General features: G+C 69.3%; 16 protein-coding genes. 6 read left to right on the forward strand and 10 right to left on the reverse strand.

Going from position 1 to position 27,000, the window contains the following annotated elements:
• Nucleotides 1–400: 400 nt before the first annotated feature.
• Nucleotides 401–778 (reverse strand): hypothetical protein, encoded by a 378-nt coding sequence (locus tag ACFP1K_RS37195; RefSeq protein WP_380762426.1) that lies wholly within the window; start codon nucleotides 776–778, stop codon nucleotides 401–403.
• Between the two features lie 63 nt (nucleotides 779–841).
• The gene (locus ACFP1K_RS37200; RefSeq protein WP_380762428.1) at nucleotides 842–9,574 is read right to left on the reverse strand and encodes a LamG-like jellyroll fold domain-containing protein; all 8,733 of its coding nucleotides are present in this window, start codon (nucleotides 9,572–9,574) and stop codon (nucleotides 842–844) included.
• Nucleotides 9,575–10,755: 1,181 nt separating this feature from the next.
• Here ACFP1K_RS37200 and ACFP1K_RS37205 point away from each other — a divergent pair.
• Both ACFP1K_RS37205 and ACFP1K_RS37210 read left to right on the forward strand, forming a co-directional pair.
• Nucleotides 10,756–11,361 (forward strand): helix-turn-helix domain-containing protein, encoded by a 606-nt coding sequence (locus ACFP1K_RS37205; protein ID WP_380762430.1) that lies wholly within the window; start codon nucleotides 10,756–10,758, stop codon nucleotides 11,359–11,361.
• Nucleotides 11,362–11,397: 36 nt separating this feature from the next.
• The gene (locus tag ACFP1K_RS37210) at nucleotides 11,398–12,654 is read left to right on the forward strand and encodes an MFS transporter (protein WP_380762432.1); all 1,257 of its coding nucleotides are present in this window, start codon (nucleotides 11,398–11,400) and stop codon (nucleotides 12,652–12,654) included.
• 99 nt (nucleotides 12,655–12,753) lie between these two features.
• Here the strand turns inward: ACFP1K_RS37210 and ACFP1K_RS37215 are convergent, their stop codons facing one another.
• Together ACFP1K_RS37215 and ACFP1K_RS37220 are read right to left on the reverse strand one after the other, a co-directional pair.
• Entirely contained in the window at nucleotides 12,754–14,145 is a 1,392-nt protein-coding gene (locus ACFP1K_RS37215) for a hypothetical protein (RefSeq protein WP_380762434.1), read from the reverse strand.
• A 221-nt stretch (nucleotides 14,146–14,366) separates the two neighbouring features.
• A complete protein-coding gene (locus tag ACFP1K_RS37220; RefSeq protein WP_380762436.1) occupies nucleotides 14,367–16,079 on the reverse strand; it encodes an aminotransferase class V-fold PLP-dependent enzyme in 1,713 nt (570 codons plus the stop codon).
• A 176-nt stretch (nucleotides 16,080–16,255) separates the two neighbouring features.
• Here ACFP1K_RS37220 and ACFP1K_RS37225 point away from each other — a divergent pair, with 176 nt between their 5' ends.
• The 3 genes from ACFP1K_RS37225 to ACFP1K_RS37235 all read left to right on the forward strand — a co-directional run bounded on the left by ACFP1K_RS37225 (nucleotide 16,256) and on the right by ACFP1K_RS37235 (nucleotide 19,182).
• The gene (locus ACFP1K_RS37225; protein WP_380762438.1) at nucleotides 16,256–17,053 is read left to right on the forward strand and encodes a class I SAM-dependent methyltransferase; all 798 of its coding nucleotides are present in this window, start codon (nucleotides 16,256–16,258) and stop codon (nucleotides 17,051–17,053) included.
• 191 nt (nucleotides 17,054–17,244) lie between these two features.
• The gene (locus ACFP1K_RS37230; RefSeq protein ID WP_380762440.1) at nucleotides 17,245–18,075 is read left to right on the forward strand and encodes a nitroreductase/quinone reductase family protein; all 831 of its coding nucleotides are present in this window, start codon (nucleotides 17,245–17,247) and stop codon (nucleotides 18,073–18,075) included.
• Nucleotides 18,076–18,234: 159 nt separating this feature from the next.
• Nucleotides 18,235–19,182, forward strand: coding sequence for a superoxide dismutase (locus ACFP1K_RS37235; RefSeq protein WP_380762442.1), 948 nt, complete (start codon nucleotides 18,235–18,237; stop codon nucleotides 19,180–19,182).
• 52 nt (nucleotides 19,183–19,234) lie between these two features.
• Here ACFP1K_RS37235 and ACFP1K_RS37240 read toward each other — a convergent pair whose 3' ends face one another.
• From ACFP1K_RS37240 to ACFP1K_RS37255, 4 genes are all read right to left on the reverse strand, one after another.
• Nucleotides 19,235–20,491, reverse strand: coding sequence for an FG-GAP repeat domain-containing protein (locus ACFP1K_RS37240; RefSeq protein WP_380762444.1), 1,257 nt, complete (start codon nucleotides 20,489–20,491; stop codon nucleotides 19,235–19,237).
• A gap of 95 nt (nucleotides 20,492–20,586) precedes the next feature.
• Nucleotides 20,587–21,237: a M15 family metallopeptidase gene (locus ACFP1K_RS37245; protein ID WP_380762446.1), complete on the reverse strand. Its 651-nt coding sequence runs from the start codon at nucleotides 21,235–21,237 to the stop codon at nucleotides 20,587–20,589.
• A 91-nt stretch (nucleotides 21,238–21,328) separates the two neighbouring features.
• Nucleotides 21,329–24,328, reverse strand: a complete 3,000-nt coding sequence (locus ACFP1K_RS37250) for an AfsR/SARP family transcriptional regulator (RefSeq protein WP_380762448.1) — start codon at nucleotides 24,326–24,328, stop codon at nucleotides 21,329–21,331.
• A gap of 118 nt (nucleotides 24,329–24,446) precedes the next feature.
• Nucleotides 24,447–24,575 carry a hypothetical protein gene (locus tag ACFP1K_RS37255; RefSeq protein WP_380762450.1) on the reverse strand — a complete coding sequence of 43 codons (129 nt, stop codon included), beginning with the start codon at nucleotides 24,573–24,575 and terminating at the stop codon, nucleotides 24,447–24,449.
• A gap of 238 nt (nucleotides 24,576–24,813) precedes the next feature.
• Between ACFP1K_RS37255 and ACFP1K_RS37260 the strand changes: the two genes are divergently transcribed.
• Nucleotides 24,814–26,157: a sensor histidine kinase gene (locus ACFP1K_RS37260; protein WP_380762452.1), complete on the forward strand. Its 1,344-nt coding sequence runs from the start codon at nucleotides 24,814–24,816 to the stop codon at nucleotides 26,155–26,157.
• A gap of 9 nt (nucleotides 26,158–26,166) precedes the next feature.
• On the opposite strand, the gene ACFP1K_RS37265 is transcribed toward ACFP1K_RS37260, so the two are convergent.
• Nucleotides 26,167–26,706: an O-acetyl-ADP-ribose deacetylase gene (locus ACFP1K_RS37265; protein ID WP_380762454.1), complete on the reverse strand. Its 540-nt coding sequence runs from the start codon at nucleotides 26,704–26,706 to the stop codon at nucleotides 26,167–26,169.
• A 109-nt stretch (nucleotides 26,707–26,815) separates the two neighbouring features.
• On the reverse strand, nucleotides 26,816–27,000 hold a 185-nt coding region (locus ACFP1K_RS37270; protein ID WP_380762456.1), incomplete at its 5' end, for a hypothetical protein.

Consider the following 27,000-nt stretch of genomic DNA (forward strand, 5'->3'; position numbering starts at 1 on the left):
CCCCCCGCTGCCCCGACCCCGGAAAAAAATCCCACTCTGACGCGATCCCCCCCCCAGCCTCCGCCCCCCCACCCCCCACCCGGAAGTGGTCACTTCCTGCCACTGCACCCTCGTGCCACCCCACCCCCATGACGGCGCCTCATCACCGGACGTATGCCCGTCCGCACGGCCTCCGGGCCGGCTGTACCGTCCGCACGACTTTCCACGGCCACCCGTTCCACGGCCCCGATTCACCCCGAGGCGTCATGCCCTCCGTCACCCTCGCCGGCCTCCGCACCCAACTGGCGTGGCCGGGCGATCAAGCCCCACGTCGGCGTACGGGAGAAGACGTAGTGTTCCTGTCCTATTCATAGGTCTGTGACCAACCGATGAATGCGGGCCGCCTGCCGACCACCAGAACCTACGTCAGCGGTTTGATCCTCCTGCGCGCAACCTCAAGATCGGTTCCGTCGAGGATTTTATAGTCAAACCCAAGATCATCGAGAGTGCGTATCATCCATTCGCGGACAGCCGGGGTGGCCAACTTCCATTCATGCACAAGAACGAAGAACAACCTCTTCCGTCTCTCCCGCGGGGAAAACTGTCCGAGGAGTGCACTTAGGCTAAGGCCAATATTTACGAGGGCTTTCGTCCGTTCGTATTCGTCTGGAGATGCTTTTGTACTCCGCTCCATGATGTGTAGATCGCGACGAACTTCAAGAAGCGCTCTATTGACGACTGAGATGGCAACATCCTCATCCAGAAGATAGAGCTTCCTTGACCACGGCCCTCCGAGCACCCATTACCTCCTAAATACAATAATGTCAGGACGCCAGGGTCGCGAGCGCCGACACAGCAGACGTCACTGACATCCTTTATTAAAATTTCTGAGATAGATCTGAGTCTCATACGTAATATTATGACTCGGGTCCGCGGCGCGCCTCAACAGTTCATGGGCGCGGTGATTCCCCTGTGCTACTTCATCTCCATGTGCATATAACCCCATGAGTTCATGCGGTCCTCCATGAGGTTGAAGCACGGCATCCATGAGCTCATCGTCATCCAGTTCTCTAAGTTCTTTTAGAGTTTCTCTGCTTCTCTTCGAGCCGTCAACATCGGGGAGGCCCAGGCCCTCGAGGTCACGAACCGTCGCGTTCGGAACGGGAGGCCAGGATTCTCCAGACCGCTTCTGTCTCTTCTTGAAGGGGTTTAAGCCATCATTGTGAACAAGGATGGCGCGGTTGCCTGCTACTACATGATAGGTGTGGAGACCACTTACGGTGAGGTTGTAGACACGCTGCTGGGCGGTCCAGATTCGTAGTGCTGATACCTGGACCCAGGTGCCTGCGCTGGTCTGGAGCCACATGCCTGGTTGGAGATCGGCGGCGGTCAGCCATTTGCGGGGTTGGGGGAGCCAGAAGGGGTGGCCGGCGGTGGCGGTCAGGGTGTCTGTGGCTGGTCCGTGGGGGCCGTCGATGTCTACGGTGATTGTGACGAGTTGTTTGAGGCCGTCGCCGGTGATCAAGGTGGTGACGGGTTTGCTCGCTGTGTGGGCGGTTTGGGGGTCGGTGGCTTGGACCTGGTCGCCTACCTTGATGTCTTCGATGGGTTTGTGGGTGCCGTCGGCCATGAGGACCAAGGTGCCGGCGATGAAGCTGTTGCCGCCTGGGCAGGCGGCGTCGGTGCCGGGGGGGGCGATCGGGAGGTCGGGGCCGGTCTGGCCTATGAAGTTGTTCACGACGTCGTCGATCACGTCTTCGATCAGGTCCTTGACGCAGCCTCTGATGCCTGAGCACGGCCTGTTGAGGGGGTTGACGAGGTCGTTGAAGCAGGCCGCTACCGAGATTTCGCAGGACTCCGGTAGATCGTCCGGGTCGTAGTCGGTTTTCGTCGGATTCTTTGTGGTAGGCGGCTTCCCGCCGCCGGGCTTGTTCCCGTTCGTTCCGCTCGAATTACCTTTGGGTTTGCCGCCGGGTTTTCCGCCGGGCTTGCTGCCCGGCTTGTTGCCTGAGCCGCCTTTCGGCTTGTTCCCCGATTGGCCCTTGGGTTTGACGGTGGAGTTTCGCGGGCCGTTCCCGTTCGCTCTGTTCCCACGGCTGTTCGGCGCCTTGTAGCCGGGGCACCCCCTGGCCTTCGGCGAGCGTTGGCACTTGAGGGCGCGTTTGCGCATCTGTTTCTTCTCGCTGAGGGCCTGTTTCTTCTCCTTGTCCATCTTCCGGGTTTCGTTCCTGCGCTTGTAGTCTCTGTCCTGTTGCTTGTAGTATTTCTTCCGCTCCTCGTTCTTCTTCCATCGCTTCTGGCTGTCGGTCTTCTCGCGGCGTACGTCGTTGCCGTTCTGCCGGTCGGCCTTCGTGCGCTTTTGGTTGTTGATTCTCTGTGTTCTGGCCTGTTGCCGCATTTTCGGGGTGGTCCGGTACCAGCGCGGAACGCCTCCGCTACCGCCCCCGTAGTCCTTGGCGTGGCCTGAGGGATCCGTGCCGGTCAGCGGGGAGCCCTCCACGTAGGTGTAACGGTTCAGTCCCGCGGAGGGATCACCTGGGAATGTCAGATCGTCGCGTGAGGTGAATTGGCCGGTGCCGGGCTGGTACCAGCGGGCGTGCATGTTCACCGCGCCGGTGAACGGGTCGGTCCATTCGCCCTGGTAGCCGAGTGAGCGTGTGGTCCCGGACCTGCTGGTGGCCGTTCCGAACGGGTCGTACGCCGTCGAATCGACCAGCGCCGTACCGGAGAAGGTTCCGACGACGTCATCGTGCTGATCGGCCAGGATGCCCAGCGCGGGCCCGCCGCCCTCCTGGAGGCTTATGGGTGCACCCGCTGCGTCCCGCCCGTATTTCGCCTGTACGACGCCCGCGCCGTTGGTCACGGCCACGATGTCGTTCTCCAGGCCGGCGTAGCTGAATCGCTGCTCCGCACCGGCCCGCACCCTGGAGGCGAGCCTCCCCAGCGCGTCGTAGCCGTACGTCGCGTCGCCGTCGGCGACCATCCGGTCGAATGCGTCGAACACCAGTGCCCGGGTGACTCCTGCCGTTGTGGCCGTGGACAGGGTTCCGCGCGGGGAGTAGGTGTAGTCGCTGCCGGCGCCTGATGTCAGGCGGTTGCGCTGGTCGTAGACGTAGGTGTCGGCGCCGGCCCGGACCCGGTTGCCCGACGCGTCCCAGGTGTAGGAGGTGACGTTCCCGTTCGGCGCGGTCCATGACGTCAAGCGACCGGCCTGGTCGTACCCGTAGGTGTTGGCGCCGGCGCCGGTCGTGCCCTCGGTCGTCTTGGACACGAGGAGGTCGTCCTTGTCCCATCCGTAGCCGATCTTCGCGATCTGGGCGCCGGCGCTGTTTTTGAGTGTGTGCGAGGTCAGCCGGTCGAGATCGTCGTAGGCGAAGGTCTGCGTGGTCTGCGGAGCGGCCGACGTCAGTGTCGTGAGCCGGTCGGCGTCGTCGTATCCATACACGAAGGAGCGGCCCGTCACCGGGTCGGTGGCGGTGGCCACCCTGTCGTTCTTGTCCCAGCCGAAGACGGCCGCCCCTGAGGCGTCGGCCCGGTTGGTGACGTTGCCCACCGCGTCGTAGGAGAACGCCGCGACCTGTGCCGATGACTTGGTGACCTTGGTCGGCAGGTCTCTGTCGTTGTACTCCAGCGCGTAGTCTCCGATGGCCGTCTGCCTGCCCGCCAGGTCGTAGCCGTACGTGCGCGGCGCAGTGGCCGCCTCAGCGCCCGAGCCGGACATGCCGACCTGCCGATTCAGATGGTCGTACTGCCGGTCGATACGCACTCCGCCGGGATGCAGCGTCGAGAGCAGGTTTCCCGCCGCGTCGTAGGCGTTCGTCCAGGTGCGATCGGCCGCGTTCGGATGCGCCGCCGTCGCGGGCTCTGTCAGCGACTCGACCAAGCCGAGGCTGTTGTAGGTGGTCCACACCGCGTTCCCACGCCCGTCGGTGGTGCGCGTCGGGGCGCCGGTCCCGTCGTACCCGAAGGTGGTGGTGATCGACTCGCCGCTCTTCACGGGTTCGATCAGCTCTACAAGCCGGTCGGTGGCGTCGTATTTCCGCTGGACTGTGCGGCCCTCTGCCGAGGTCTCGCTGATCAGGTTAGAAGCCGGGTCGTAGCCGAAACCCAAGGTGCGGAGCACCGTGCCCGAGGCGTTGAGGTCTTTCGCCGCGGTCTGCCGACCGGCCAGGTCGTACTCCGCCACTGTGGAGTTCCTCAGCGGGTCGGTGACTTTCACGAGACGGCCGGCGAGGTCGTAGAAGAACGTGGAGTCCTTGCCCGCCGGATTGGTCTCGGTGGTCACTTCACCCGCCGCGTTCACCAGGTACCGGGTGATCCTGTCCCCGGGCTCGACACGCTTGGTCAGGTCGCCGGCGTCGTTGTACTCGTAGGTCGTGGTGTAGGCGGCGTTGGAAGGCCTGCGTTCGACGTTGGTGGCCGTTGTCACGCGGCCGAGGCCGTCGTACGTCGCCTCGTCGCGCGCACCGGTCGGATCCACCGTCGCCAGTGGCTCCCCCAACAGGTCGTATTCGGTGACCCACTGTCCTCCCGGCTGACCGCCGGGTCCGGGGTCGGTGACGCGTACCGCGTTGCCGAGCGCGTCGTACTCGGCGCGGAAGATCTGACCTCGCTCATCGGTGAACCGCGTGAGCCGGCCGGCCAGGTCGTAGTCGTAAGCCACCGTCGGTGTGAGGGAGGATCCGCCCGGCGGCGTGTAGGACGGGAAGGTGACGCGGGTCGTCCGTCCGGCACGGTCGTGGTCGGATCGAGTGATCCGGCCCTCGGCGTCCGTCCTGTGCGTGAGCCCGCCCGCGTTGTCGTAGCCGTACTTCTCCGTCGTGGAGGCCGTGACGGCGGTTCCCTCCTTCTCGACGACCACGGCGGGAGAGGCGGCCTCCACGAGCCTGCCCATCACGTCGTAGCGGAACGAGCTCGTGTACGCGCCGGCGTCACCGCCCTGGGCGTTCCCTCGGGGGTCGACGATCTCCCGGGTCAGGCCGCGCCGGTCCAAGGTCCATGTGGTGATCAGGTCCTGCTGCCCGTTCTCAATGGTCCTTCGGATCAACTGCCCGGCGTCGTCGTAGCCGTACTCGACCGACTCCGTCCGGCTGTCTCCCTGTTTGGAGGATGTCTCCTTGACGACGTTGTCACTGGCGTCATAGATGTACGACGTCTTGCGGGCGAGCCCGGCCGGATCGAACGTCTCCGACGTCAGGCGGCCCGCCGTGTCGTACACGTAGTCGACGCGGGTGCCTCCCCCGTCCGCCTTCCGGGACTTCAGGTATCCGGCGGCGTCGTAGGTGTACTCCTCCAGCACCACGTCGCGCGGCACGCCGGAACCGTTCAGCCGCGCGTCGTCGGCTGTCACCTGGAACAGGGCGTCGTTGCCGAGGTAGGTGAACGAGAGCTTGCGTCCCATCGCGTCGACCTGCGCGGCCAGGCGCCCTTCGGGGTCGTAGGAAGCGGACTCCATCACGACGTCTCGCGGTGCCTGCGGACTGACGGGGCTGCCTGTCCAGTTCTTCAAAATGGTGGAGGCAGGCTCACCACGGGGCGTATAGGTGTAGTGGTAAGTGGTGCCCAGCTCGTCGACCATGCTCGTCTGGGCCCCGGTGTGATCCCACGTGTAGTGGACGACACCCCCTTCCGGGCCGGTGACCGACGTGATCCGCCCGAAGTCGTCGTACCCGTAAGTGATCTTCTGCTCAGGATCGCCCCCGGTCAGGTCCACCACGCCGTCGGTGAGACGGTAGCCGTCCGCGGTGTAGGTGAACCGTGACTGCGCGGTGTGCGTGACACCGGTGACCTCGTTCTTCACCGCCTGTCCGGTCTGCGACGCCAACCGGCCCTGCGGGTCGTACGCAACCGTCGTGGTCGCCGAGCCTGGTTGCTGGGGTGGCTCTTCGGGGTCCTCATCCTCCACCACGGGTGTGTCCCGGGCCGTACGGATCTCCGCCTCCGGCAGCGCCCGGTCATAGACGCGGACCTCGTCGACGGCTCCGGAGAAGTGTTCGCCCCAGACGCTGTTGCCGCCGATCCGGAACGGGCCACCGTCCTCCCTCAGCGATCCGGTGAGGTCCGACTCCGCGGCCAGGTCGCCGTCGACATAGAACCTGAGCTTCGTGCCGTCGTACGTCGTCGCGATGTGCGACCACGTGTCCAGGGGCAGGCCGTCGGCCGACGCGACCGCGCCTTCGGTCCCCGAAGTGTTCACCGCCCAGGCGTTGGGCACCGTCCCGTCGGAGGCGTAGAGGGCGTAGGACAGCCCACCTGAGTACTCCTTGATCAGCGCGTTGCGCCATCCGTCCAGCTCCGCGGGCTTGACCCAGGCCATGAGGGTCATCCCCTGCGTCAGCCTGAACCCGGGTGCGTCGGGCACGGTGACCCAGGATGACGTGCCGTTGAAGGACAGCGCCTTGCCGAACCTGCCCGAGCTGTTCCACGACGTGCCGGTGGCGGTGCCGGCATGCGCGTTGCCGGAGTCGTCGGCGACGACCGAACCCGAACCCGCCTCGAAGCCGTAGGCCGCGACCAGACCCGGCTGTGATGCCGTCGAGGCCGAACTCGCCCCTGCGGCGCCCTCTTCCCAGACCTCGGTGCTCGACGTCACCCGGCCCAGCGCGTCACGGACGTAGGTGGTGACCAGACCCGTGGGGTCGGTCTGCAACGCCAAGTCGCCCTGCGCCGTGTAGCCGTAGCTCCATAATTTGCCGTTGGCGTCCCGCTCGGATTTCAGCAGTCCGGCCGGAACGGTGCCGCCTCCGGCGGCGGACTCGGTGCCATCGGTGTAGGTGTAGACCGACGAACGCCCGGTGGGGAAGTCCGGCGTCGCCGGGGTCGTCTCCTTCGCCACCTCGCCCTGTGGTGTGTACTCCCACGTGGTGGCATACGCGTTGTCCGTCGGCCCCGACGAACGAGCGTCTCGCGAGATGATCATCTGGTCGTTGCGAGGGTCGAACCGGTCGATCGTGTTCTCGTGGTACGCGTAATGCTCGGTCTGGCAACTCGTGGAGGATTCGCAGGTCTTACGGCCGATCAGGTTGCCGCGTTCGTTGTGATACAGCTCGGTGACGTTCCCGTTCCGGTCCGTCACCTTTCCGAGGTAGCCGCCGGTGTCGTACTCGTATCTCGTCGCCTTGGCCAGCTGATCGGTCTGCGATGTCGTCCTGAACGCCCTGAGCGCGTCGTGCACCGAGACAAGCGTGCCGTTGTGGGGGTCGGTGACAGTGATCGTCGCCTCGGGGTCGCCTTCGCCTCCCTGGGTGTACTGCAACCCGCCGAGCTTCCACTGGCCGCCGTTGGAATCGGTGTGGGTCAGCAGGCGGCCGCTGTCGACGGCATACGAATTGCTCGCCCACGTGCGCCCGGACGGCATCGTCACCCTGCTCATCTGCGGGGCGGCGGCGCCCGCCTCGAAGTGCTCGCGAACCTCCACGGAGCTGAGTCGCCGGCCGTAGACGGCGACCTCGTCGATCTGGCCTTTGAAGGGGAACACCTGGGTCGCGCCGGTGGAGGCAGGCCATGCCGATGATGAGTAACCCGAGCCGATACGCGTGTAGAACTGGTCCCGGTGATCGATGGGACCGTTCAGAGAGCCTACGGCCGTACCGTCGAGATAAAGGGTTTGCGTGCCGCCGTCCCCCGTCAGCGCCACATGATGCCATTGGCCGTTGTTCACCGGACCGGCCGAGGTGATCGGAGCCGCCTGCCCGTTCCAGAACTGGCCTCTCAGCCTGCCATCGGTGCCGATGTACAGCAGCGGCGTGTAGTTGTCGGGCACCGAGTCGGACGAGTTGCTGTGACCGAGGACGACACCGGAGCCGGTGGTCTTCACCCAGGCCTCAACGCTCAGGTGACTGCCCCGGCCACTGACCGCGGCGTGGGGCAGCGTCACATGGGAACTGGACGCCGATGTGCCGCGGAACTCGACGGCGGTGTCAGGGGAACCCGCCGGCGCCCCGGGCACACCGAGGACGGCGTCGAAAGCACCCGAACTGAAGTTGGCGTCACCGCTGCCCAGTAACCAGCCCAGGCCTCCCGCCACTTTGGCGCCCTGGCCGCCGGTCGGCTCGTTCAACCGCCAATATCCCTGAGGCACCGAGTTCAGGACACTGGTGCTGTAGCGGGAAGCGGCACCGTATTGGTAATCGGTACAGGCTCCCGCCGAGGCCGGGCCGCAGACCTTGACGAGCTTGTCGCCATCGTGGGTGTACGACCAGGTCAGCGGGGTCCCGTTCACCGGATCGGTCGACACGCCGGACACGTGCGCGCCATTCCACGTGAACGTGAGCGAGCGCCCACCGGTGGCCGTCACCCTGGTCAGCTTTCCGCCGGAACCGTACACCAGGTCCTGGGCACGCCCCCGGTTGTCGGTCACCCTGACCAGACGCCCCTGAGCGTCGAACAAATAGGTCGTCGAGGATTTGTCCATCAGCCGCCACCCGCCGCCGGACACCGTCGCCAAGGTGGCGTAAGTGCCCTGCGGGGGAACGTAATCGCCGCCTCCGGAGGCGCCGAACCGCATCTGGCTGCCATCGGGGTACGTCACCAGAAGTGTCTGGGTATGCGGCTCGTCGACGACGCGCATGTCCCAGCGAGTGCTCCACCCCGCGCCGAACATGCCGTCCGCGCGCGGGTCCAGACTGTTGTACGTCCGCGTGGCCGTCAGCGGCGGCCCGACCACGCTGACCGAGGCATCGGTCACGGTCTGGGTGTAGTTGCCCACCACATGGTTGAACTCCCGGCCGCCCGAGCCACTGGCCAGAAGTGAGTTGATCACCGGCTGCTCGGGCTGCGGAGTGAAGGTCATCCACGGCGAGGTATCGGTGAGGCCGTTAGAGGTGTCCTCGGCCGTCACCGACCACCAGTACTTACCGCCCCACCGCAACCTGCCAGTTGGCACGTCCCACGTCCCGCGCGACGTCCACCCACTGCCTTCACACCAGTCCCAGCTCCCCGACGGCCCAGAACCCGAGCACACCTGGAACGCGTACAACACCTGCCGGCTGGTCGCGGAACTCGCCCATGTTCCCAATGCCGGGGCCAGACTTCCGACCAGCGCGTCATCGCCCGGCCAGAAGGAGTAGAACGTCGGCGGCTCCGGCTCGGGCGCCACGTAACACGGGCCGAGGTCCCTCCACGCCGTCGTCGTCAACGGTGGAGACCCCTGCGAGTTTCTCGTCGCCTCGAAGTCGTGCGGCTCGGTCATCCCCTGAGTGACATTGAAGTAGGAAACGATCCTGCCAGTGGAGTACGGAACGGTCGACGCCCACCGCGGATAGTGACACTCCCCCTCGCTCAGCTCGGCACCGGAGGGGGACGAGGACCTGGCCGCGGCCGGACCCTTGGAAGGCGGAGGTTCCAGACCGCCCTTCGCCGGCTCCTTGAGCATCTGATGCCTGACCTCAAGCGGCAACGCACCCTTCGGCCGCTTGTCCATACCAACGGGCAGAAAAGCATTCCCCCGAGCACGCGTCACCTCGGACGGCACCAAATGAGGAAGCCCGGCCGCCGAGCCCGACCACTGACGCGGAGTCTCGATCGGCACCGCACTCTCCGTCGCCGCCCGTACATAGGGAGTGTCCAATCCCACACACAGGAGAACGACGGTCAAAACAACATGCGCACAGGATCGCAAGCGCTTCAAATCGGCACGCCTTCCCGTTTCAACAGGCATGACGGCTGGAAGACGCGCCGGATCCTCCGGCCCTCGTATTCCACTGCCCCACGCCACCCCGTCCCGTACCCCTGAATCTGACTCCCCGGCGGATCTTCGTCAAGAGGGGATTTCCGATAACCAGGAGTCACCGGGCTTCGGTATAACCGCAGCTCAGCGGCACAGCAGTGTGGTCGCGTACCGTGCCGCAATGGTGAACGAAACGCCGATAGCCTGCGGCAATGCGGGCAAGGCGTCACCTGGCTGCGGTGACGTCCCTCGGAGTGGGGTAATACGTAGCTTTAGGTGATCGGTACCTGGCACAAGGTGAGCCACACCACCCGCCCGCCCCGCGACACCCCTCCGCGAATGCACAACCCACGACAGCGGAAACGACCACTTCCACGTCGGAGAGCGCTTTGGCGGCGAGGAGATGAAACCCATGCGTGCTGAAGTGAAGTGGCCCACCCCTTGCCGTTTCCCGGGCTTGGCCGGCACCCCCCGCCCACCCCGCACATACGCAGCCCCGAGGGCGCGCCACCCCCTGCGGGTAACGGAAGGTGCTAGGTCAGCCGCCGTGGGGGCGGCGCCGGATGCGCCGTACGATGCCGTGCCGCGTCGGTGCCGATCACGATGACCGCCGGAGCGGAGGCCATCCGGTGGGCGGCCACCGGCGCGGGCTGCCGTCGTGGGGGCGCGTATGTGCGGACAGAGGTCTCGCGGGATGGGTGGGTGGTGCCGGCCAAGCCCGGGAAACGTCAACGGGTGGGCCGCTTCACCCCGGCACCCATGGGGGTTCCTCTCCTACCAGCCAAAGCGTCCACTACTTCTCGCCCGTCGGCCGTGCCCTATTTCGAGCGGGGAACCGTCGCGACTACTAGGCCGCCCATGGCATTGATCATCTGAGCTACTCCAGGCTTGCGCAAGACTGCTGGCGCAACTCCCCGTGAGTGTATTCAGGCGATCGAAGTGCGAACTCGGCGGTGGTATGGCATAGCCGCAGTCTATAGGGCTGCAAACATACTATATAACAGATCAATAAATATTGCGCAATGAATCTTGAGTAACGGATCGTAGTCACCTAGGCTGCGTGGGGTGAGAGTAAAAGCCGAAACCCCCTGGTCTGGACGGCGGTCGGTATGAGCCGCGAAGAGCCGACCGGGCGAAACGATGACGTCACCGTGTTGAAGGCGTTTGCGCATCCGATGAGGGTCCGGCTGTATTACAGCTTGAGGAATGCGGGAGCTGCTTCGGTGTCTCAGCTTGCCGGCGCGGTGGGGTCTCCTATTGCCCAGGTCAGCTATCACTTGCACCAGTTGCATCAGTTCGGCTTTATCGAAGAGGTGCCGCAGTATGCGCGGGACCGGAGGGAACGCTGGTGGCAGCTCAGTGGTAAGCGGGTGGGGTGGGATGCGGCCAGTTTGCTGGACGAGCCTGAGGCGGCTGCGGTCGCCGCCATGGTCAAGGGGAGTGCGGTTCGTGAGCAGTACCGGCTGATCGAGCGGTTTCAGGAGCAGGAGAAGGACTGGGATCCCGGGTGGCTCGATGCCGCCTTCATGTCGGACGGGACCATCGACCTGACCTGCGAGGAGCTCGCGCGGATGCACGCCGAGCTGAAGGCGGTCATCGAGAGGTACGCGATGGCGGGGGCCCGGCGGCGGCAGGCGCGGCAGACGCCGCCGCCTGGTGCGGAGCGTGTCATGTACATCCTGCACGGGTTCCCGATTCACGGGCGGGAGCAGTAACAGCCGTCGGCCCGCGACCGGAGTGGAGAGCCCCCTATGAGCCGGACAGAACCGCACCCGTTACGGCAGCGCCGATTCCTCTACATCTGGGCCGCCAGCTTCTGCACCGAGGTCAGCAGGTGGTCTCTGCTGATCGCGTTGCCGCTGTACGCGCTGGCCCTTACGGGCTCGGCTCTGATCACCTCCGCCGTCGCGATGCTGGGGCTGCTGCCCAGCCTGGTGCTCACGCCGCTGGCCGGTGTCTTCGCCGACCGGTGGAGCCCGGCGCGGCTGATGGCCTGGCTGGCGGGCACCAGGGCCGTGCTCCTGCTGCCGCTGCTGTTCGTCCACGACGACGGCGACCTGTGGATCGTGTACCTGGTCATGGCCGCGGAGTCCGGGCTCACCGGCATGTTCGAGTCGGTGAAGAACGCCATGGTGCCCACCCTGGTGCCGGCCGGGCAGCTGGTGAGCGCGAACGCGACGATCAACCTGAACAGCAATCTCGGCCGTCTGGTCGGCAGTCCCGTGGGCGGGTTCCTGCTGGGGCTCGTCGGCATGGGGAGCGTCGTGCTGACGTCGGTCGCCATGCTGATCGTGACGGTCGTGCTCGTCGCGCTGGTCGGCTCGGAGGGCGTGCGCCGGGTGGTCTCCCCCGGGGGGACGGCCTTCTGGCGGGAACTGCCGACGGGGCTGCGCGCCATCGGGGGCTCGGCCCAGCTCAGGGCGGTGGCGCTGATCCTCGGGCTGCTGTCGGTGGCGCAGGGGCTGTTCGTGATCCTGTTCCTGCTGTTCGTCACGAACCTGATCGCGGGCGGGGAGTCCGAGGCGGGGCTGCTGCGCGGTGTGCAGGCCATCGGCGGGCTGCTGGGCGGCGTGGTGGCCGGGCGGGTGGCCCGCAGGTTCGAGGTGCACCAGTTCGTCGTCTACGGGTTGCTGCTGTTCGGGCTGGTCAGCCTGTCCATCTGGAACCTGACGCTGCTGACGACGTGGATCTGGGTCTACATCGGGCTGTTCACCCTGGCGGGCGCGCCCAGCGTCTGGCTGATGGCGGGCTGGCTGTCGCTGGTGCAGGCCGCGACGCCCGAGGGGCTGCGTGGCCGGGTGATGAGCACGTTCATCGCGTTGTCCGACGGCCAGCAGGCCATCGGCATGATGCTCGCCGGGGTGCTGGCCGGGTTCCTGCCCACGCTCGTCGCGCTCAACGTCCAGGCGGCGGTGCTGTTCACCGCGTGGATCCTCGCCGCCCGGATGCTGAGGTCCCGCGGCACCCCGGTCACGGCGACGGCTGAGCCGGTGTCCGCGGCACGTTAGAGGGGCAGGAGCCTGCACCCCCGGCCGCGCGCGGCGTCGCCACCGGCGCCGCCCGCCCGGCCGCTGCGACGGCCGGGCGGGCGGAACATCAGGGGTGGCTCAGCCGTTGAGGCGGCACCCGTCCGTGGTCTTGCCGTTGTTGCAGTGGTTCAGCTGGAGGCTGTCCAGCTGGTAGACGAAGGTCTGGCCCGAGGGGCTCATCACCGAGAGCTGCACGGTCGCCGCGCCCGCCGGGGCCGTCGCCAGGAGGGAGCGCTCCGTCCAGCTGGACCCGACGCCGAACAGTGAGCCGTCGCTGTTGGAGATCAGGGCGTTGGAGGAGTTGTACCAGGACAGCCGCAGCCGGAGGTTGCCGGAGCCGGAGCTGGTGATCCAGGCGAAGAACTTGTAAGGCTGCCCCGCCGTCACCGCCGGTTTCCTGGTGACCGACACGAACCCGTTGGCGTGCGACTGCACGTTCATGGTCAGCGAACGCCGGCCGTCGTAGTACCTGGCCGACGTCTGGGCGTTGGGTCCCGGCGGCGTGACCTGCATCCAGCCGCCGCCCGAGACAGTGAATCCGGTCGGCGTGCCGTACGGCGCCTGGTCCTCGATCGTGCGTTCCTGCGCGGTGAGCAGGTCGTTGCTGTACCCCACGTCACAGCAGGTCGGCGTGGTGAAGTACGGCCAGGCGGCCACGTTGACCTTGCGGGTGTCCGGGTAGTTGCCGGTGTAGAAGGTCGCCGCGGTCTCGCTGGGGTCGTAGTAGCTGTTGAAGTTGTGGTCCAGCAGCCAGTCGTAGTACGGGTTGGACATCACGTCCGGGTAGCTGAGCACGTCCGGCGTCTCGGTGACCTTGGAGTGGTCCACGTAGTTCGCGTGCCCGAGGTGCAGCAGCTCGTGCAGCATGGTCCCGCTGGCCCACCCGTCGGCCGTCGCCACCCCGATGGAGTTGTTCGGGTCGTAGTAGGCGTTCGCCGTGCCGTTGAAGTCCTCGAACACGATGTACCTGCGGTTGGAGGTGTCGTACCCCGCCGCCGCCAGATCCGCCGAGATGACGTCCACCGGCGTCTCCCCGCCGATGACCCCGTTCTCGATCTTCTCCGGCACCACGAGCGCCTGCGCGTAACCCGAGTAGGTGCTGGTGTCGAACCCCGTACGGCAGCTGAGGTTGATGTGCTGGTCGTAGTTGGTGGACTCGTCCAGCGACCAGTCCATCCGGTCCACGATCTTGGCGATGTTCTGCGCGTGTGTCGCGTAGTTGTTGCCCCCGCCGTCATGCCAGGCGTAGATCACCTGGACGGCCGGGTTGCTGCCCGTCGCGTTCTTCGGGTCCGACAACGTCGTGGTGCACCCGCGCTTGGGGACACTGGCGTCCACCGGCTGCGCGTAGGGCCCCGTGGGTTCGGGGTCATAGGGCGGCGCGAACGCCGCCGCCGGCCCGGCCGTCAGCACGACGGCGGCCCCGACCGCTACCAGCCCGGTGATTAGTCGCTTGAGCTGCAGTGACAAAGGTGCTCCTCACAGTGAACGACCGCCCCGGCGGCTTCCCCCGCCGACGACGGCCGGATCTCTTTTGTGGCGCACTTAATTGGTACTTTGATCCGATGATTCGTCATTGATCACCAGCGCACGGCCTTTGCCTGTCAGCGCACGGTTGATCTCACACTCTGGTCCCGGTCAGGCGCCGGAGGGCCGTGGCCGTCGAGACCCGCGGCGCCGGGCGACCGGCGTCAGCCGCTGACGCAGGCGGCGGGCAGGGGGAACCAGCGGAGGCGTTCGAAGTCGGCGGGGAGGCCGGGGGGACGGGGGTCCAGGTCGTCGGGGCGGGCGGCCAGGATGGCGCGGGCCTGGGCGAGCTGGTCCGCCAGGACGTGTTCGCCGACGGGGTCGTGGCGGCCGGGGGAGAGGGGTGCGTCGTAGCGGAGGTCGGACAGGCTCAGGGGTGGGGCGGCGGGGGAGCCGCGGTGGCGCCAGAGGCCGGTGGCGGGGGTGAAGCGGTAGTCGGGGAGCAGGCGATGGCCGGCGGTGGCGAGGAGGTCGACGGCGTCGATCAGGTAGTCGCGGACGGTGCCGGAGATGAAGTAGTTGAAGTTGAGGCGGACCCAGCCGGGTTTGATGCCCTCGCAGCCGTGGGTGATCTCGGTGCGGAACTCCTCGGAGCGTGCGTCGTCGATGTCCAGCAGGCGGTGGCCGTAGGGGCCGGCGCAGGAGCAGCCGCCGCGGGCCTGGATGCCGAACAGGTCGTTCAGGAGCGCGACGACGTAGTTGTGGTGGAGGAACAGGTCGCCGGAGCGGATGCGGAGCGAGGCGATGGGGAGGCGGGGGGTGTGGAGGTCGCCGAGGATGTCGATGCCGGGGTTGCGGGTCCAGCGGGCCAGGGCGCGGCGCCAGTGGTGTTCCTCGCGGGCCTGGATGACGTCGGTGCCGACGGCCTGCTTGAGGCCGAACACCAGGCCGGCGCGGATCGACTCGACGATGGCGGGGGTGCCGCCCTCCTCGCGGGCGACCGGGTCGTCCAGGTAGCGGTGGCCCCCGGGGCCCACGAACAGGACGGTGCCGCCGCCCGGCGCGGTCGGCACCCGGTTGCGGACCAGCTCGCGGCGCACCACCAGCACGCCGGGGGTCTGCGGGCCGCCGACGAACTTGTGCGGGGACAGGAAGACGGCGTCCTTGTGGTCGCCCCGGCCGGGCGCGCTCGGTCCCATCCTGATCGGCACGTACGGCCCGGCCGCCGCGTAGTCCCACAGCGCCAGCGCCCCGTGCTCGTGCAGCAGCGCGGAGACCTCGCCGGTGCAGGACAGGATCCCGGTCACGTTGGACGCGGCCGAGAAGCTCCCGATGAGCGGCCGTCCCGCGTGGCGTACGAGCCGGGCGCGCAGCTCGTCCAGGTCGATGTGCCCGTGCCGGTCCTCGCCGATGACGACCGTGTCGGCGATGGTCTCCCGCCACGGCAGCTCGTTGGAGTGGTGCTCGTACGGCCCGACGAACACCACCGGCCGCTCCGCCTCCGGGATCCGCGCGGCCAGCCCGTGGCGGCGGTCGAGGCCGTCGGGGAGGCGCAGCCCGAGCATCCCGATGAGCTTGTTGACGGCCGCGGTGGCCCCGGAGCCGCAGAAGACGACCAGATCGTCCGGCCCGCCGCCCACGGCGTCGTGGATGACCTTTCTGGCCTCCTCGCGCAATCGGCCGGTCTGTAATCCCGTGCCGGAGCTTTCCGTGTGCGTGTTGGCGTAACGAGGGAGCACTCGGTCGCGGATGAAGTCCTCGATGAAGTCCAGCGCTCTGCCCGAGGCGGTGTAGTCGGCGTAGGTTATGCGGCGGGGCCCGTAGGGCCCGTGGAGCGTCTCGTCGTCCCCGATGACGCCCCGGCGGATGCGCTCCAGCAGCGGCGACGCCGTCTGCTCGTCCCCCAGGTCCGCTGGCGCTATCTGGTGTGTCACCACTTGCCTAGCATGCCTCGAAGAATAGGTTGTTTGGCGATTGCGCAGGATATTGGCCGCTTTTGTGATGAAAAGTGGGGCGCGATGAATTCCCGCAAACCTACCTGAAAAACTCCCATTCTCACTTGCGCGGAGTAAATCGTTTCCCGGCCGCACGGGGCCGTGAGTAGTCTTCGATCATGAGCGAGGACGACCGGGTGACGTTGCGCCAGATCTTCGACGAGGACGCCGAGCTGTACGACCGGGCCCGCCCGGCCTACCCCCCGGAGCTGTTCGACGCCCTCGCCGAGCTGGCCGGGATCGGCCCGGGACGCCGGGTGCTGGAGATCGGCTGCGGCACCGGACAGGCCACGCTGCCGCTGGCCGAGCGGGGGTGCGAGATCGTCGCCGTGGAGCTCGGCCCGGCGATGGCCCGGGTCGCGCGCCGCAACCTCGCCGCCTTCCCCTCGGCCGAGGTCGTGACCGCGGCGTTCGAGGACTGGCCGCTGCCCGAGCGGCCCTTCGACGCGGTGGTCTCCGCCACGGCGTTCCACTGGATCGACCCGGCCGTGCGCGTCGCCAAGTCGGCCGCCGCGCTGCGTCCCGGCGGCGCGCTGGCCACGATCGCCACCCACCACGTCGCCGGCGGCACCGCGGACTTCTTCGCCGCGGTGCAGGACTGCTACGAGCGCTTCGACCCGGCCACCCCACCGGGACTGCGCCCGTCCGCCGCGGCGGACATCCCGCACGACGGCGCCGAGATCGACGCCTCGGACCGCTTCGGCCCGGCGGCCTTCCACCGCTGCGAGTGGGACGTGCCGTACACGACCGCCCAGTACGTGGACGTGCTGAACACCTACTCCGGCCACCGGGCCCTCCCCCCGGACGACCGCGCCGGGCTGCTGGACTGCGTCACGGCCCTGATCGACGGACGTCACGGCGGCCACATCGTCAAGCGCTACATGGCCGAGCTGCGGGTCGCGCGCCGGGTGGCCTGATCTTGGCGGTACGGGTCTCGCGGCGCTAGGGTGAGTACCGTGACTGCCGGGTCGGCCTTGGGCCACGAGCGAGTGGGGTACCCGGCCGCGGCTTGATCGCCCGGCGGGCCAGAGCCCCGCCCTCTTTCCTCTCCACATCGTCACCGTGTGAATCACCCGCGTGAATCATCGACTGGAGAAGAAAGCAGCGAATGCCGATCGATTTCAACCAGCAGGTCATCGACGAGTTCCGTGCCAACGCCGGGCAGGTCGGCGGCCCCTTCGAGGGTGCCCGCCTGATCCTGCTCACCACCACCGGTGCCCGCTCGGGCGCCCGGCACACGACGCCCCTCGGCTATCTTCCCGACGGCGGGGAGCGCATCCTCGTCATCGCCTCGGCCGGCGGCGCCCCCAGACACCCGGCCTGGTACCACAACCTGGTGGCGGACCCCGCCGTCACCGTCGAGGACGGGCTCTTCACGTACGAGGCCACCGCCACCGTCCTGACGGGCGAGGAACGCGACCAGGTCTTCGCCCGCGCCGCGGAGGCCGACCCCGGCTGGGCCGCCTACCAGGCCAAGACCACCCGTGTCCTGCCCGTCGTCGCCCTCCGGCAGACCGTCCCCGGCCCGCCGGCCGGCGCGTCGTGGGGCGAGACGCTCAAACGGATCCATGACGCGTTCCGCCGCGAACTCGCCCTGATCCGTAAGGAGGTCGCCGAGTCGGGCCCCGGCATCGGCGCCCAGCTCCGGGTGAACTGCCTGACCTTCTGCGCGGGCCTGCACTACCACCACACCGGCGAGGACAACGGCATGTTCGCCGCCCTCGGCCGCCGGGACCCCGGTCTGCTCCCCACCCTGGACCGGCTCCACCGGGAGCACGAGAAGATCGCCGTCATCGCCGGCGAGCTGCGCGGGCTCGTCACCACCCCGGGCGGCGACCCGTCCCTGGTGCTCGCCGAGGTCGACCGGCTCGTGGCCGAACTGGAAGCCCATCTGGCGTACGAGGAGGAGCAACTGATTCCCGTCCTCGACGCGCCCTGACCCCGGACGCGCCGCCCGTGCCCACGGCGCGGGCGGCGCGTCCGATCCGGCGGTTTCGCCTCCCGCGGGGCACGACGGGCGGGCGCCGTTCGTTAAATCGATTGCCCTTACGGGCATCTCGGTTAGTCCCCGCACTCGAGACAGATGGGATGTTCTCCGATGAAGCGCGCAGCTTTCTTGGCAGGGTTACTGGTCGTGCTGGTGGGAGCCCCGGTCGCCGCGGTGGCCGAGTCCGGCCCCGCGACCATGGCCCCCGCCTCCGTGAGCAAGCCCTTCCCCACCGAGTTCTCCCTCCCGGACGGCTGGCAGCCGGAAGGCATCGCGATCGGACCCGGCCCCGCCGCGTACTTCGGGTCCCGCGCGACCGGCTCCATCTACCGCGCCGACCTGCGCACCGGCCAGGGCGAGATCATCACTACCGGTCCCGGCACCCCGTCCCTCGGCCTCAAGATCGACAAGCGGGGCCGCCTGTTCGTGGCCGGCGGCACCGGCGGCGACGCCCGGGTGATCGACTCCCGGACCGGCGCGGTCCTCAAGAGCTACCAGCTCGCCACCGGCACCTCCTTCGTCAACGACGTGGTGCTCACCCGCGACGCCGCGTACTTCACCGACTCCACCAACCCCGTGCTGTACAAGCTGCCCCTCGGCCGCCACGGATCCCTCCCCGCCGCCGCCGTGAGCATCCCGCTCACCGGCGACCTCGTCTACACGACCGGCATCAACGCCAACGGCATCGCCGGGACCCCCGACCACAAGGCCCTGCTGGTCATCCAGTCCAGCACCGGCAAGCTGTTCCGCGTCGACCCGAAGACCGGCGTGGCCACCCTGGTCGACCTCGGCACCGAGATCCTCACCAACGGCGACGGCCTCCTGCTCCAGGGCCGCACCCTGCACGTGGTGCAGAACCGCCTCAACACCCTGACGTCCCTGCGCCTGGACCGCCGCGCCACCACCGGCACGGTGGTCCGCAAGCTGACCGACCCCCGCTTCGACGTCCCCACCACGGTCGCCCCGTACCACGACCGCCTCTACCTCCCCAACGCCCGCTTCAGCACGACCCCCACCCCCACCACCCCGTACACCGTCGTGGCCGTGAAGAGTCACTGACCCGGCCCGGTGCCCCCGCCCCCGCGGCGGGGGCACCCTCCCGGCGGGACGGTCAGGAGGGCTGGCTCCAGCCGAGGCCGCTCTGTCCCGTGAGGCGGAGCCGCTGCGCGCCCTCGCGCCGGCCGCCGGGCAGGACCTCCAGTTCGCCGGTCCCGTACACCCCGGGCAGGCCCGCGACGACGTCGGCGCGGGAGTCCCCGCGCACGTCGGCGAGGCGCAGCGTCGTGCCGTACCTGGTCTCGTAGGTGGCGTGCTCGAACTCCCGGATCGGCCGCGCGCTCACACCGGCGGCGGTGCCGGCGTGCAGCACGGCCCGGTCGTGGTCGCCGTCCGTGGCGAGGTGCACGGCGAGGTCGGCCCGGCCGTCCCCGGTCACGTCCCCGAGCGCGACGTTGGACGGGGAGGAGTCGTACCGCAGCTCGCGCGCCGCGCCGAACCCGTTCCCCCGGCTGAGCTGGACGACCACCCGGAACACCGGCTCGTCCGCCTCGGTGGCGGTGACGCGGACGAGGTCGGCCCTGCGGTCCCCGTCGACGTCCCCGACGGCGAGGTCGCGCGCGGCCCGCTCCACCGGGCCGATCGACCAGGCGGCGCGCATCGACAGGCCCGCCCGCGCGCCGGGCACGACGGTGATCCGCCGCGTCTCGACGGGGTCGGCCGGGGTCGGGCGGTCCTCGGTGACCACCAGATCGGGCCGCCCGTCCCCGGTGACGTCCCCCGCGGCGAGCCTCGCCCCGAACCCCGGCGCCCCGTCGGCGAGCCGCTGTCCCGTCCGCAGCCCCGTCCTGCTCCCGCGCAGCACCACGACCTGCCTGACGCCGGCGACGGCCACGTCCCAGTACCCGTCCCCGTCGAAGTCCGCGGCGGCCATCGCGGGCGCGGTGACCGGCCAGGACATCACCCTGGCGCCGGTACCCCGCAACCCGCTCCGCGACCCGCGGAACACCACGAGCTTCTCGCGCGCCGAGGCCAGCACGTCGGCGTACCCGTCCCTGTCGAAGTCGCCCGTGGCGAGCACCCGCCCGAGGTTCTCCCCGCTCATGGTCCTGCCGAGCGTGACGACCCGCGCCACCCCCGACACCTTCCTCGCCCCGCCGAGATAGACGGCCACCCCACCGGCGTCGCTCCTCCCCTTGGCCTTGAGCAGGTGGACCCCGGCGATGACGTCGACGCGTCCGTCCCCGTTGACGTCCCCCGCCTTGGCAGGCTTGCGCACCCCGGCCCCGGCCTCGGCGGCGGCACCCGTCCCGGCCAGGCCCACCACCAGGGCCACCACTAGTCCGCGTCTCCACAGCTTCCCGGCGATCATCAGCATCTCCCTCGGCGCAGGTCACCGAGAAGACGCGCACTTCAGGCGGGAGGTGGCCGCGATTCCCCAGCGTTCACCGCGAGTTCGACCCCCCGTCATCCGCTCCTCATGCCGTAGCGGGCGAAACGGGCGCCCGTCGTGAAGGCCCAGTAACGGTCGCCGTAGGACCAGTGCCACCACTCGGTGGGGTAGTTGACGAAACCCGCGGACGCCAGCGCGGCCCCGAGGGTGTCGCGGTTGCGGCGCGCCTCGGCGGAGACGCCGGGGTAGGCGGTGTAGCACGCCTCGTCGCTCTCCGGCGGGGTGGCGTTGACCTGCGTGCCCATCGGCAGCTCCTCGCCGGAGGCGGTGCACAGCGTCAGGTCCACCGCGCCCCCGCTGACGTGCGGGGCCACCTCGGGCGGCGAGACGTACCTGCTGGCCTCCAGGTAGGCCCGCCGCTCGTCCCACCCGGGATTCTCCGCCAGGTGCGCGGCCACCGACCCGGTGAAGTACCGGTGCTGCAAAGCGGCCGGGCGGTATCCCTCCACGACCAGCAGGCGCAGGTCCCGGGGCAGCCGGGTCTGCGCGGCGATCAGGCGGTCCGCCACGCTCAGCCGTACGTGCGCGAACACGCCTTCGGCGTCGGCGAGGCGCAGGTCCACCAGGACGGCCCCCAGGGTGCGCAGGTCCACCAACGGCTCGCCGCACTCCTTCACCGGCACCTCGGCGATCCGCGGGTCCGACAGGAGCACGATCTCCGGCATGCGAGCCCTCCACAGATGGTTCCAGGGACGGCTCCAGGTGAGACGCCGCCGTCCATGATGCGGCGGCGCGATCCAAGAACGCTGTAACCGCTCAGCCGCCGAGCTCGCGGTACTCCCGCGCCTCGTGCAGCCGGAAGATCTCCATGGCCTCGGTCCTGGCCGTCTTGGCGGCGACGTCCTCGCCGAGCGCCTCGTGCACCCCGGCCAGGTCGCGCAGGGTGCGGGCGCGGAACAGCGTGGCCCGCAGCGTCTCCCACAGCGCCAGCGACTCCGTCAGGCGGCTCCTCGCCTGGTAGAGCCGCCCCTCGGCCAGGTCGAGCTCGCCGAGCGTGCGCAGCGTGCACGCCTCGCCCCAGCGGTCGTTGAGGGTGCGGGTCACGGCGAGCGCCTCGGTGAGGTCCCGGCGGGCCACGTCGAACCGGCCGAGCCGCGTCCGGGTCTTGGCCAGCGAACGCATGCAGTACGCCTCCATCAGCCGGTCGCCCAGCTCGCGGAAGACAGCCAGCGCGCGCTCGGCCAGCTCCTGCGACCGCGCGTGCTCGCCCCGGGCGCGGTGGTACAGGGACATGGTGCGCACGGTCAGCCCCTCGCCCCTGCGGCTGCCCGCCTCCTCGTACAGCGCCAGCGCGGCGGTCAGGTCGGCCCAGGCCGCCGGGTAGTCCCCGCGTTCCAGGTGCACGCTGCCCGCCAGCCGCGTGACGTGCGCCAGGGCCGCCGGGTCGGCGAGGCCGGTCCACAACCGGCTCGCCCGGCCCAGGAAGTGCAGCGCCTCCGGCAGGTATCCCTGTTCGCGGCAGGCGGCGCCGAGGGCGGCGAGCGTGGCGGCCTCGCCCCGGGCGTCGCGCGCGGAGCGGAACAGCGACAGCGCCTGGCTGAGGTACTCGCGGGACTCGGCGTAGTGGTCGCGCTCGTAGTACAGGTGGCCGAGCCCGGCGAGCAGCGTCGCCTCGCCGAGGGCGTTGTCGGTCCGCCGCGCCACCGCCAGCGCGGCCTCGTGCGTGCGGTGCCAGGCCGCGAACGGGTTGTCGAAGACGTACTGGCTGCCCTCGAAGGCCACCGACGACAACGCGGCGGCCAGCTCCACGGCGATGTCGTCGAGGTCCATCGCCGCCGCCAGCTCCACCGCGACGATCAGCGCCTCCTCCTCGCCGCGGAACCAGCCGTGCGGGTCGGCGAGCGCCATCCGCGCCACCTCGGCGTCCACCGGCCGGGCCAGGCCGAGGGTGGCGCGCATCGGGATCGCCCCGGTGGGCACGGCCTCGCTGAGCAGCTCGACCAGCCACAGCCACCCGCCGAGCACCCTGCGGACTACCGCCGTGCGTTCGGGCTCGGGCTCCTCGGCCTGCGCGCGCTCCCGGGCGAACAGCCGGATCAGGTCGTGCAGCCGGTAGCGGGTCCTGCCGGTCGCGTCGGTGTCCACCACGCTCGCCAGGGAGGCGTCCACGAGGTGGTCCAGCACCCGCTCGGCCTCGTCCAGGCCGGTCTCCATGGCCGCCGCCGACACCCACACCGGGAAGTACGGCAGGCCGAGCAGGCCGAGGCGGCGCAGCGCGGCCCTGGCCTCGGGCGGCAGCAGGTCGTAGCTGAGGGCGATGCCGGCCCGCACCTCCTGGTCCCCGACGGCCAGCTCGTCCAGCCTGCGCTGCTCGTCGGCCAGCCGGTCGGCCAGCCGGGCCACCGACCACTGGCGGCGCGAGGCCAGCCTGGCCCCGGCGATGCGCAACGCCAGCGGCAGGCCGCCGCACTGCCGCACGACGCGGCGCGCCGCCTCCGGATCGCCGGCGACCCGGTCGTCGCCGGCCACCTGCCCGAGGAGCCGCAGGCCGTCCTGGTCGGGTAACAGGCCGAGGTCGAGCACCGCGGCGCCCGCCAGGCCCGCCAGCCGGTTGCGGGAGGTGACGATCACCCCGCAGCCCCGGGCGCCCGGCAGCAGCGGCCGGACCTGGCGCTCGGTGGCGGCGTCGTCCAGGACGACCAGCTTGCGGCGGTCGGCCAGCAGCGTGCGGTAGCGGGCGGCGCACTCCTCCAGCGTGCCGGGCGGCGACGTGCCGGGCTCCAGCTCGCGCAGCAGGCGGCCGAGGACCTCCAGCGGGGTGGCGGGCGCCTCGGTGGTGCCGCGCAGCTCGACGTGCAACTGGCCGTCGGGGTAGACGTGCGCGATCTCGTGCGCGGCGCGCAGCGCCAGGGCGGACTTGCCGACGCCGCCCGGCCCGAAGATCACGCACACCGGCACGGCGTCCGGCCTGGTGAGACGGTCGCGCAACTCCGCGACCTCCGCGTCGCGCGCGGTGAAGTCGGGCGGCGGGGACGGCAGCTGCCGGGGCGGGGGAGCCGTGGCCGTGCCGAGCAGCGCGGGATCGGACCGCAGCACGGACTGGTGGGCCGCCCGCAGCTCCGGTCCCGGCTCGATGCCCAGCTCCTCGACCAGCACCCGCCTGCCCCGCTGGTACACCGCGAGCGCGTCCGCCTGCCGTCCCGCCCGGTACAGCGCCACCATCAGGTCACGGCGCAGCCGCTCGCGTGCCGGATGCGCCGCGACCAGCTCGGTGAGCTCGTCGATCAGCCCGTCGTCCAGCCCTGCCGCCAGGTCGGCCGCGATCCGCTCCTCCATCACCCCGAGCCGCAGCTCCTCCAGCCTGGCCGCCTCCACGCGCAGGAAGTCGTCGCCGACCCCGCCGAGCGCGGGCCCCCGCCACAACGCCAGGGCCTCCCGGAACGCGCCCCCCGCCTCCCGGTGCCCGCCATCACGGGCCGCCCGCCGTCCCCGCTCGACGAGCAGTTCGAACACGTCCTTGTCCAGCGCCTCCGGCGGGACCTCGGCGGAGTAGCCCACCCGGTGCGACACGATGACCCCCGGCAGCCCCGCGTCGGCGAACGCCCGCCGCAGCGAGGCGACATAGGTCTGCAGCACCCCGCGCGCCGTCGCCGGCGGATCGTCCTGCCAGACCGCCTCGATGAGCCGCTCGACGGTGACCACCCGCCGCGCGTCCAGCAACAGCGCGGCGAGCAGCGCCCGCGGTTTCCCACCCCCCAGAGGTACCTGCCGCCCGCCGCTCCACACCTCAACCGGACCCAGGAGCCGTAACTCCATTGGCTCTCCCCAAAAGCTTCGGCTGGACCCCTCCCCAAACCTACTTTTCCCGGGGCGATATCGCGCGCGGCGAAGGACCCCGGGTGTTCCCCCGGGGTCCTTCGTGGTGTGCCCTGTCTCAGCCGGTCACGGTGCCGGACTGGGTGGACAGGAGGGTCTGGGTCCAGCCGGTGGTGTCGACGGGGGTGAGTCCGGTGATGTCGTCGCCGTTGGCGTCGTAGGGGTTTTGGTCGTGGTAAAGGTGCATGGAGCCTCGCGCAGAGTGGATCAAGTCTCCTGCGGCGTGACCCGGGATCACCGGCGACCGCGGCGTCATCCACGAACAGGTGTGCCACGTTTCCCCTGGTCAGCGGGCGCCCGTAGGCTCGACCCATCGGCACCGTGCTCGGCCTGGCCGGCACCCTCGGCGGGAGAGGAGATCACCACGGGCGGGACGCGCCGCGTCTTAGGGCGCCCAGGGTCCGGGCACCTGGAACGGGGACGTCATGCTGGAAAACCGTTCGATCAGAGGCCGCCTGACGTTGTTCACCGGCGTGGCGGTGGGTTTGCTCTGCATCGTGTTCTCCATCGTCATGCTGTTCACCCTGGACCGGCTGGAGACCCAGAACCTCACCAAAGAGGTGGCGGCCGTGGGCGAACTGACCGCGTACTACGTCGACCGGGGCGAGTTCGTCAACCCGCTCCCGCCCATCCCGCGGGACCTGGTCCGCCCCGTCCAGGTCGTGAACCCCCAGGGCCGCGTGGTCGCCGCGACCAGGGAACTGCAGAACAAGCCGCCCATGGCGAGCTTCATCCCCGAGAGCCCCAACCGCGTGGCCAGCGCCGTCGTCTGTGGCTCCGTCCTGGACTCCGGCCGGTGCCACATCGTCGTCGCCCAGCAGGTGTACCGCGACGGGAACTGGACGATCTACAGCGCCGCCCCGGTCCTCCCGTTCTACGTGTACCCCGGCGTGATCGCCCTCCTGATCGCCGGCACCGCCGTCTTCGTGACCGCCGTGGCCTACGGCGCCCGCCACACCGTGGCCCGATCCCTGAGTCCCGTGGACGCCATCCGCACCCAGCTCGACCACATCCGCAGCACCGACCTCGGCCGCCGCGTCCCCGTCCCCACCCCCAAGGACGAGATCTACCGCCTGGCGAGGAGCGTCAACCAGACCCTGGACCGCCTGGAGGACGTCCTGGAGCAACAGCGCCGCTTCTGCTCCGACGCCTCCCACGAACTCCGCACCCCCATCACCGCCATCCGCACCCAGATGGAAGCCGCCCTCCTGGCCCCCGACGACACCGACCTCCCCAAACTCTGCGACGCCGTCCTCCCCAGCGTGGAACGCCTCCAGTCCATAGCCGCCAACCTCCTCACCCTCACCCGCCTCGACGTAGGCGCCCCCTTGGAGCGTCAGCCGATCGACCTGGGAGCCCTGGTGGCCACAGAACTGAAGACCCACCAGATCCGCGGCCGACTCGTCCAGCACCTCCCTCCCGGCGTGATCGTCCAAGGCGACCGCACCCAACTGACCCACCTGACCCGCAACCTCCTCCAGAACGCCCAACGCCACGCCACCTCCACAATCACCGTCACCCTCCGCCGCCACCCCCCCATAGCCGAACTGGAGATCCAAGACGACGGCACCGGAATCCCCCCCGACCAGCGAGAGACCGTCTTCCACCGCTTCACCCGCCTGGACACCGCCCGCAGCCGCGAGGCCGGCGGCCTAGGCCTAGGGCTCCCCATAGCCCGCCAAATAGCCGAATCCCACAACGGCACCCTGACCATCCAAGACAGCCCCCACGGCGCCCGCTTCGTCCTCCACCTTCCCTTGCGCCCGTGACGCCGCGGGCTAGGTTCCCGGTCGTTCCGCCGTGGCGAGGACCTGCTCGAACACGGTGTAGGCCTCGGCGTCGAAAAGGACGAAACGTACTTCCTGTACCTGGGACGGTGTGGCGTGGACGGTGGTGATCGCGATGTGCGCGGCGTCTGTCATGGGCCATCGGTAGATGCCGGTGGAGATGGCGGGGAAGGCCACGGTGGCGGCCTCCAGTTCGTCGGCGACGCGTAGCGACTCGCGGTAACACGAGGCCAGCAGATCAGAGCGGTCCTCCTTCGCGGAGTAGACCGGGCCGACGGTGTGGATCACCGAGCGGGCGGGGAGATTGCCCGCGGTGGTCGCGACGGCCTGGCCTGGCGGGAGCCCTTTTCTGTAGAGCGACGCGCGCAGGTGCCGGCACGCGTCGAGGATCTCCGGGCCGCCGCGACGGTGGATCGCGCCGTCCACCCCGCCGCCGCCGAGAAGTGAGGAGTTCGCGGCGTTGACGACGGCGTCGACCTGCTGTTCGGTGATGTCACCTTGAACCAGGGTGACCCTCGTGTGTCCTGTCATCTTTCCGACCATACGACGAGGTCCCGGTACGCGATGCCTCGCGAGGACGGGTGGCCGGCGCGCGGTGATCAGCCGTGAGCCGGGCCTGCCCGTCGTCGTCGTGATGCGATCAGATCTCTTCGACGCTGCTCGGTTCACGCCGGGTCAGGTTGATGCCGAGCTCCTCCGCCGCGCGGAAGACGTCGTCGTCGGTGTCGCGCATCTCGATGGACATGCCGTCGCTGGAGAGGACCTCGACGTTGAGGCACAGCGACTGCATTTCCTTGATGAGGACCTTGAAGGACTCCGGGATGC

Origin of the sequence: Sphaerisporangium aureirubrum (assembly GCF_042658925.1) — a bacterium.
In the GTDB taxonomy this organism is placed as follows: Bacteria; Actinomycetota; Actinomycetes; order Streptosporangiales; family Streptosporangiaceae; genus Sphaerisporangium; species Sphaerisporangium aureirubrum.

Excerpts from the sequence above, each read along its gene's own strand:
- ACFP1K_RS37205 (WP_380762430.1), top strand. The coding sequence starts at position 10,756 with ATGAGCCGCGAAGAGCCGACCGGGCGAAACGATGACGTCACCGTGTTG.
- ACFP1K_RS37210 (WP_380762432.1), top strand. The coding sequence starts at position 11,398 with ATGAGCCGGACAGAACCGCACCCGTTACGGCAGCGCCGATTCCTCTAC.
- ACFP1K_RS37225 (WP_380762438.1), top strand. The coding sequence starts at position 16,256 with ATGAGCGAGGACGACCGGGTGACGTTGCGCCAGATCTTCGACGAGGAC.
- ACFP1K_RS37230 (WP_380762440.1), top strand. The coding sequence starts at position 17,245 with ATGCCGATCGATTTCAACCAGCAGGTCATCGACGAGTTCCGTGCCAAC.
- ACFP1K_RS37235 (WP_380762442.1), top strand. The coding sequence starts at position 18,235 with ATGAAGCGCGCAGCTTTCTTGGCAGGGTTACTGGTCGTGCTGGTGGGA.
- ACFP1K_RS37240 (WP_380762444.1), bottom strand. The coding sequence starts at position 20,491 with ATGATCGCCGGGAAGCTGTGGAGACGCGGACTAGTGGTGGCCCTGGTG.
- ACFP1K_RS37245 (WP_380762446.1), bottom strand. The coding sequence starts at position 21,237 with ATGCCGGAGATCGTGCTCCTGTCGGACCCGCGGATCGCCGAGGTGCCG.
- ACFP1K_RS37250 (WP_380762448.1), bottom strand. The coding sequence starts at position 24,328 with ATGGAGTTACGGCTCCTGGGTCCGGTTGAGGTGTGGAGCGGCGGGCGG.
- ACFP1K_RS37255 (WP_380762450.1), bottom strand. The coding sequence starts at position 24,575 with ATGCACCTTTACCACGACCAAAACCCCTACGACGCCAACGGCGACGAC.
- ACFP1K_RS37260 (WP_380762452.1), top strand. The coding sequence starts at position 24,814 with ATGCTGGAAAACCGTTCGATCAGAGGCCGCCTGACGTTGTTCACCGGC.
- ACFP1K_RS37265 (WP_380762454.1), bottom strand. The coding sequence starts at position 26,706 with ATGACAGGACACACGAGGGTCACCCTGGTTCAAGGTGACATCACCGAA.